The organism is Kocuria rhizosphaerae (assembly GCF_044462265.1).
Taxonomy (GTDB): Bacteria; Actinomycetota; Actinomycetes; order Actinomycetales; family Micrococcaceae; genus Kocuria; species Kocuria rhizosphaerae.
On record NZ_JBISWL010000036.1, the window covers coordinates 1 to 6829 of the forward strand.

Sequence of the window (6829 nt, forward strand, 5' to 3'; positions counted from 1 at the left end):
GGCACGACGTCGCCGACCTTCTCGGTGATCCAGTCGTGGAAGGCGCCGATGTGGTGCTCGGAGGGCACCAGGACCCCGCCCTTGGCGTAGATCTTGGAGCCCATCGCGGGCTGGCAGCGCTCACAGGCGTCGAAGTCCTGCTGGTTGACCCGGTGGAAGAGCTCCACCGAGGCCGAGACGTCCTTGCCCGACTCCACCACCGAGGGCAGGTAGAGCCAGTCGCACTCCACGATCGTGCGGTCGGCGGCCATCGGGAACATCCGGTGGATGATCACGTGGTCGGGCACCAGGTTCACGAACACCGTCGGCTTGACCGTGATCGCGTAGTAGCGCCGGTCGTGGTCCTCGTCCACCCCGGGCAGCTTCTCCAGGCCCTCGGAACCGTCCACGGTGAAGCCCAGCACGTCCTCGCCGAACTCCGCCCCGTGACCCACGAAGTACTGCGCGGCCAGCCCGTCGGCGAACTCCGGCAACACCTCGGTGAGCTCGGGGTGGATCGTGGCGCAGTGGTAGCACTCCATGAAGTTCTCGATGATCAGCTTCCAGTTGGCCTTCACGTCGTAGGTGATCCGCCGGCCCAGGGCCAGGTTCTCGACGTTGTAGCCCTCGATCGCCTGGGTGTCGCCCAGCCGATCCTCGATGTCGCCCATCACGTCCTCCTCGAAGGAGGGCGGCTCCTCGGCCAGGCACACCCACACGTAGCCCAGGTACTCCCGCACCGGCACCGACACCAGCCCGTACTCCTGCCGGTCGATGTCGGGCATCTTCGTGAGGTTCGGGGCCGCGATGAGCTTGCCGTCGAAGTCGTAGGTCCAGGCGTGGTAGGGGCACTGGAAGGACCGCCCGGCCTCACCGGTGTCCTCCATGCACAGCTTCACCCCGCGGTGACGGCAGATGTTGTAGAACGCCCGGATCCCGTGCTTGCGGTTGCGGGTGATGATGATGGACTCCCGCCCCACCTGCACCGTGCGGAACGCCCCGGGCTTGTCCAGATCGGCAGCGCGCACCGCGCAGAACCACATCTGCTCGAAGATCCGCTCCTGCTCGGCACGGAACACCGCCTCGTCCACATACGTGGAACCGGGCAGGGTCGCGATCAGGCTGTCGGAGATGACGTTGGTCGACAATGCTTTCTCCTTCTCAGGAAGTGAGGTGATATGAGGTGACGTGATGAGGTGCACGGGCGGCGCCCGGCCGCCACGGCCGGGGGCCCGGTGGATCAGACCGCGGCCAGCTGGACCGCCGCCGTGGAGAGCTTCTCGAGGGTCTTGCGCCAGCGGCAGAACTGCTTGGTCTGGTTCCAGCCCAGCACCGCCACCGGATCCTCACCGGCGTAGTAGACGGCCAGGAAGGACTCCTCCCCCGGCCCCCCGTGCTCGTAGACCACCCGGTCCCCGGCCCCGGCGTCGCCGACGAACTGCAGCCGGGTGCCGTACTGGTTCGACCAGAAGTACGCCGGCTTCACCGCCGGCAGCACCGCCGGGTCGGTGCCCAGCAGGGTCCCCACGGCCACGGCCGGGCGCTCGGCGGCGCCGGTCCAGTGCTCCACCCGGTGGTGCCGGCCGGTGCGCGGGTCCAGCCACGCCGCGCAGTCGCCGACCGCCACGACGCCCGGCACGCTCGTGCGCCCGACCTCGTCGCACACCACGCCGTTGCCCAGCTCGACCCCGGAGCCCTCCAGCCACCCGGTGTTGGGCACCGCCCCGATCCCGACGACGACGACGTCGGCCGGCAGCGTCCGTCCGCCGGCCAGGCGCACCGCGGCCACCGCGTTGTCCTCGACCTCGAACTCCTCGATGTCGGCGCCGCAGATCAGCTCCACCCCGGCCCGGGCGTGCAGCCCGCCCACCACCGAGCCCAGCTCCGCACCCAGCGGACCGCACAACGGCGTGGGCGACTTCTCCAGCACCGTGACCTCCAGGCCCAGCTTGTGCGCGGTGGAGGCGACCTCCGCCCCGATGAACCCGGCACCGACGACGACCATCCGCCCGCCGCGCTCCACGAGGGCGCGCAGCTTCCGGGCGTCCTCCAGGGTGCGCAGGGTCAGCACGTTCTCCAGGCCCGCGATCGGCGGCAGCGACCGGGCCGAGGCGCCGGTGGCGATGACCAGCAGGTCCGCGTGGACGCTGCGCCCGTCCTCCAGGATCACCTCACGCGACAGCGCGTCGAAACCGATGGCCCGCACGCCCAGCAGCCACTCGGCGTCGAGGTCGTCGGTCTCCGTCTCCAGCGCCAGGTCCGCTGCCTCGATCGTGCCGGCGAGGAACTCCTTGGACAGCGGCGGACGGTCGTAGGGACGCTGCGGGTCGTCGCCGACGATGACCAGGCGACCGCTGAATCCTTGACGCCGAGCGGCCCGGGCGGCCGACAGACCGGCCAGGGAGGCACCGACGATGACGAGGGACTCCATGGAGACCCCTTTCGGGTTGGAGGGTGGAGGCGGTGGGCGTCCGCCGGCGGAACGGAGACTGCATACTGTGCAACGCGGTTCGTGATGTGAGTAACAGCGTGAGGATTGCACCCAGGGCCCGTCAAGAGGTTCCGGCAATTCGGCGGGAGAAATTTACATTGAGTCGAGATGTGACCTCGCTCACGATTTTCTGGGGCCCCATCTCTTGACACCGCCCGCACCGAGTACCCACGATGTTGCACATTGCAACGCAGGTTGCTCATGGTGAGTACCTTCGACCCCGCAGCCGTTTCGGGAGAAGGCTCGTTCCCTCCACGAAAGGACCGCTCCGATGCACAAGGCGTGCCCCTTGAAAGACCTCGCACCCGGAGACGCCATCCGGCTCGAGACCACCCCGCCGATCGCGGTGTTCCACACCGAGGAGGACGAGCTGTTCGCCATCGACGACACGTGCACCCACCAGGACGCCTCGCTCGCCGACGGCTGGGTGGAGGGCTGCGAGGTGGAGTGCCCGCTGCACGCCTCGAAGTTCGACCTGCGCACCGGCGCGGTCGACGCCCCGCCCGCCAAGCTGCCCGTACGCACCCACCGCGTCGAGGTGATCGACGGGACGATCTACGTCGAGGAGTCCCCGGAAGCCCCCAATCTGCCTCCCGGCCTCACCTCCACCGGGCACGAGTCCCAGTCGAACTGAACCCGCCAGGTACCCCAAGGTCAGGAGAACCACCCATGAGCACCACCCCTCGCGTCGTCGTCATCGGCGCCGGCATCGTCGGCACGAACCTTGCCGACGAGCTCGTCCAGCGCGGCTGGACGGACATCACCGTCCTCGAGCAGGGCCCGCTGCCCCTTCCGGGAGGCTCGACGTCGCACGCGCCCGGCCTCGTCTACCAGACGAACCCGTCCCGCACGATGACGCACCTGGCGCGGTACACGGTGGAGAAGCTCGTGTCCCTGGACTGCTTCAACCAGGTCGGCGGCCTCGAGGTGGCCACCACCCCTGAGCGGCTGGAGGAGCTCAAGCGCAAGATGGGCTATGCGACGTCGTGGGGTCTCGAGGGCCGGCTGCTCACCCCCGAGGAGGTGCTGGAGCAGCACCCCCTGGTCAACCCGGAGATGGTGCTGGGCGGCTACCACGTCCCCACGGACGGCCTCGCCCTGGCGGCCCAGGCCGTGCGGGTGCTCATCGACCGCACCTCCCGCGCCGGTGTGACGTACCGGGCGGAGACGACCGTCACCGGGATCGAGCGGGCCAACGGCCGCGTGACCGGCGTGACCACGTCCGAGGGCACCGTGCCGGCCGACATCGTCGTCTCCTGCGCGGGCTTCTGGGGACCGGCGATCGGCGAGATGGCCGGCATGCCCTGCCCCATCCTGCCCTTGGCCCACCAGTACGTCTTCACGTCCGCCGTGCCCGAGCTCGTGGGCAAGCACGACGCCCCGAACGGCGCGACCCTGCCGATCCTGCGGCACCAGGACGCGGACCTGTACTACCGGGAGTGGGGGGACCGGATCGGCATCGGCTCCTACGCCCACCGCCCCATGCCGGTGGACCTCGACGACCTGCCGCACTACGCGCCCCGGGAGATCTCCCACGACCGGATGCCCTCCCGCCTGGAGTTCACTCCCGAGGACTTCGCCGCGCAGTGGGCCGAGAGCCAGCGCTTCCTCCCGTCCCTGCGCGGCAGCGAGGTGGCAGAGGGCTTCAACGGCATCTTCTCCTTCACCCCGGACGGGGGCCCGCTCATCGGCGAGTCCCCTGACCTCGCCGGCTTCTGGGTGGCGGAGGCGGTGTGGGTCACCCACTCCGCAGGCGTGGCCAAGGCCATGGCCGAGCTGCTGGTGGACGGCAGCCCGGAGACGGACCTGCACGGCTGTGAGGCCACCCGGTTCGACGACGTGCAGCTCTCGCCGGAGTACGTCGAGGAGACGGGCAAGCAGAACTTCGTGGAGATCTACGACGTCCTCCACCCCCTTCAGCCCCGGGAGTCGCCGCGCAACCTGCGGCTCAGCCCGTTCTACCCCCGGCAGATCGAGCTCGGTGCGTTCTTCCTGGAGAGCCACGGCTGGGAGCGCCCCCACTGGTACGAGGCCAACGCCGCGCTGCTGGACCAGCTGCCCGAGGAGTGGCGCGAGCCCGAGCGGGAGCCGTGGGCCGCGAAGTACCACTCCCCCGTCGCGGCGGTCGAGGCCTGGAAGACCCGCACCGCCGTGGCGATGTACGACATGACCGCGCTCAAGCGCGTGACGGTCGAGGGACCGGGCGCCGCCGCCCTGCTGCACCGGCTGACCACGGGCAACGTCCAGCGGAAGCCGGGGGCCGTCACGTACTGCCTCCTGCTGGACGAGAAGGGCGGGATCCGCAGCGACATCACCGTCGCCCGGATCGACGAGGAGCTGTTCCAGGCGGGCATCAACAGCGCCGTGGACGTGGCCTACCTCTCGGCCGAAGCCTCCCGGCAGAGCGCCGAGGACCCCACCGCCTGGGCGCTGGTGCGGGACACCACCGCCGAGACCTGCTGCATCGGGCTGTGGGGACCGCGGGCACGGGACGTCATGGCGAAGGTCTCCCGCGACGACCTCTCCAACGACGGTCTGAAGTACTTCCGCACCAAGCAGATCCGGGTCGGCGGCCTCCGGGTCACCGCGATGCGGCTGTCCTACGTGGGCGAGCTCGGGTGGGAGCTCTACACCACCGCCGACCAGGGGCTGCGGCTGTGGGACCTGCTGCACGAGGCGGGCCAGGAGTTCGGCATCGTCCCCGCGGGGCGGGAGGCCTTCAACAGCCTGCGCGTGGAGAAGGGCTACCGCTCCTGGGGCACGGACATGACCACCGAGCACACCCCGCTGGAGGCCGGGCTGGACTTCGCCGTCAAGAAGGACAAGGGCGAGTTCGTGGGCTCGGCGGCCGTGGCCTCCGACGGCCAGGTCCGGCGCCGGCTGCGCTGCCTGACCATCGACGACGGACGCTCCGTAGTCCTCGGCAAGGAACCCGTGTACGTGGACGGCGACGCCGCCGGCTACGTCACCAGCGCCGTCTACGGCTACACCGTGGGCCGGCCGGTCGCCTACGCGTGGCTCCCGCCCGAGGTCTCCGAGGGCGACACCGTGGAGATCGAGTACCACTGCGAGCGGGTCCCGGCCACGGTCTCCGCCGAGCCGCTCGTGGACCCCGGCATGGAGCGCATCCGCGGCTGAGACCTCCGCGGCCGGGGCGCACGCCGCTCCGGCCGCGGCTCCACCTCCCGATGTCGGGATTTCCGAAGCACGACTTCCGTGATCGAGCACCGTCCCGGTGCCGACGACGACGAAAGGCAGTTCCAACATGCACAAGGTCAAGGGCGTGGTCGCCAAGGGCAAGAACCAGCCGGTGAGCGTGGAGACCATCCTGGTCCCGGACCCCGGTCCGGGGGAGGCGCTGGTGGACGTGCTCACCTGCGGGGTGTGCCAGACCGACCACCACTACGTGCAGGGCGGGGTCGGCGACGACTTCCCCTACCTGCTGGGCCACGAGTCCGCCGGGGTGGTCGCCGCGGTCGGGGAGGGGGTGAGCGAGGTCGCCGTGGGCGATCACGTGATCCTGAACTGGCGGGCGGTGTGCGGGCAGTGCCGGGCCTGCGCCAAGGGGCAGCCCTGGTACTGCTTCGCCACCCACAACGCCACCCAGAAGATGACCCTGGCCGACGGCACGCCGCTGTCCCCGGCCCTGGGCATCGGCTCCTTCGCGGAGAAGACCCTGGTCGCGGCCGGGCAGTGCACCAAGATCGAGGCCGAGCTGGCCCCCGAGCAGTACGCGGCCGTGGGGCTGCTGGGCTGCGGGGTGATGGCCGGGATCGGGGCGGTGCTCAACACCGGTGCCCTCCAGCGCGGGGAGTCGGTGGCCGTGATCGGCTGCGGCGGGGTCGGGGCGGCAGCGATCGCCGGGGCCCAGCTGGCCGGGGCGACGACGATCATCGCCGTGGACCTCGACGACGAGAAGCTGGCCACCGCCCAGCGGTTCGGGGCCACCCACACCGTCAACTCCCGGCAGCAGGACCCGGTCGAGGCCATCAAGGCCCTCACCGGCGGGAACGGGGCGGACCTGGTGATCGACGCGGTGGGCATCGCCGCGACGTTCCAGCAGGCCTTCGAGGCCCGGGACCTGGCCGGGCGGATGGTGCTGGTCGGGGTCCCGGCCCCGGGCACGACCTGGGAGATCCCCCTGGACGAGGTCTTCGGGCGCGGGGGGTCGATCAAATCCGCCTGGTACGGCGACACCCTGCCCTCCCGCGACTTCCCCATGCTCGTGGACCAGTACCGGCTGGGGAGGCTGGACCTGGACGGCTTCGTGACCGAGCGCATCGGCCTGGGCGACGTCGAGGAGGCCTTCGCCAAGATGAAGGCCGGCACCGTCCTGCGCTCCGTCGTGGAGATCGACCG

At 70.5% G+C, this 6829-nt stretch carries 5 protein-coding genes; 3 read left to right on the plus strand and 2 right to left on the minus strand.

Annotation, left to right across the window (positions count from 1 at the left end; translation table 11 throughout):
- On the minus strand, window positions 1-1127 hold a 1127-nt coding region (locus ACH9EU_RS04470; RefSeq protein WP_396412741.1), incomplete at its 3' end, for an SRPBCC family protein.
- Between the two features lie 92 nt (window positions 1128-1219).
- On the minus strand, window positions 1220-2410 hold the full coding sequence (locus ACH9EU_RS04475) for an FAD-dependent oxidoreductase (protein ID WP_396412742.1): 1191 nt from the start codon (window positions 2408-2410) through the stop codon (window positions 1220-1222).
- A gap of 331 nt (window positions 2411-2741) precedes the next feature.
- Between ACH9EU_RS04475 and ACH9EU_RS04480 the strand changes: the two genes are divergently transcribed.
- The 3 genes from ACH9EU_RS04480 to ACH9EU_RS04490 all read left to right on the plus strand — a co-directional run.
- Window positions 2742-3104, plus strand: coding sequence for a bifunctional 3-phenylpropionate/cinnamic acid dioxygenase ferredoxin subunit (locus ACH9EU_RS04480; RefSeq protein WP_396412743.1), 363 nt, complete (start codon window positions 2742-2744; stop codon window positions 3102-3104).
- A gap of 35 nt (window positions 3105-3139) precedes the next feature.
- Complete coding sequence (locus tag ACH9EU_RS04485; protein WP_396412744.1) at window positions 3140-5608, plus strand: FAD-dependent oxidoreductase; 2469 nt, start codon at window positions 3140-3142, stop codon at window positions 5606-5608.
- Window positions 5609-5735: 127 nt separating this feature from the next.
- Window positions 5736-6829, plus strand: a 1094-nt coding sequence (locus ACH9EU_RS04490) for an S-(hydroxymethyl)mycothiol dehydrogenase (RefSeq protein WP_396412745.1), incomplete at its 3' end; no start/stop codon positions are given.

Excerpts from the sequence above, each read along its gene's own strand:
- ACH9EU_RS04485 (WP_396412744.1), top strand. The coding sequence starts at position 3,140 with ATGAGCACCACCCCTCGCGTCGTCGTCATCGGCGCCGGCATCGTCGGC.
- ACH9EU_RS04475 (WP_396412742.1), bottom strand. The coding sequence starts at position 2,410 with ATGGAGTCCCTCGTCATCGTCGGTGCCTCCCTGGCCGGTCTGTCGGCC.
- ACH9EU_RS04480 (WP_396412743.1), top strand. The coding sequence starts at position 2,742 with ATGCACAAGGCGTGCCCCTTGAAAGACCTCGCACCCGGAGACGCCATC.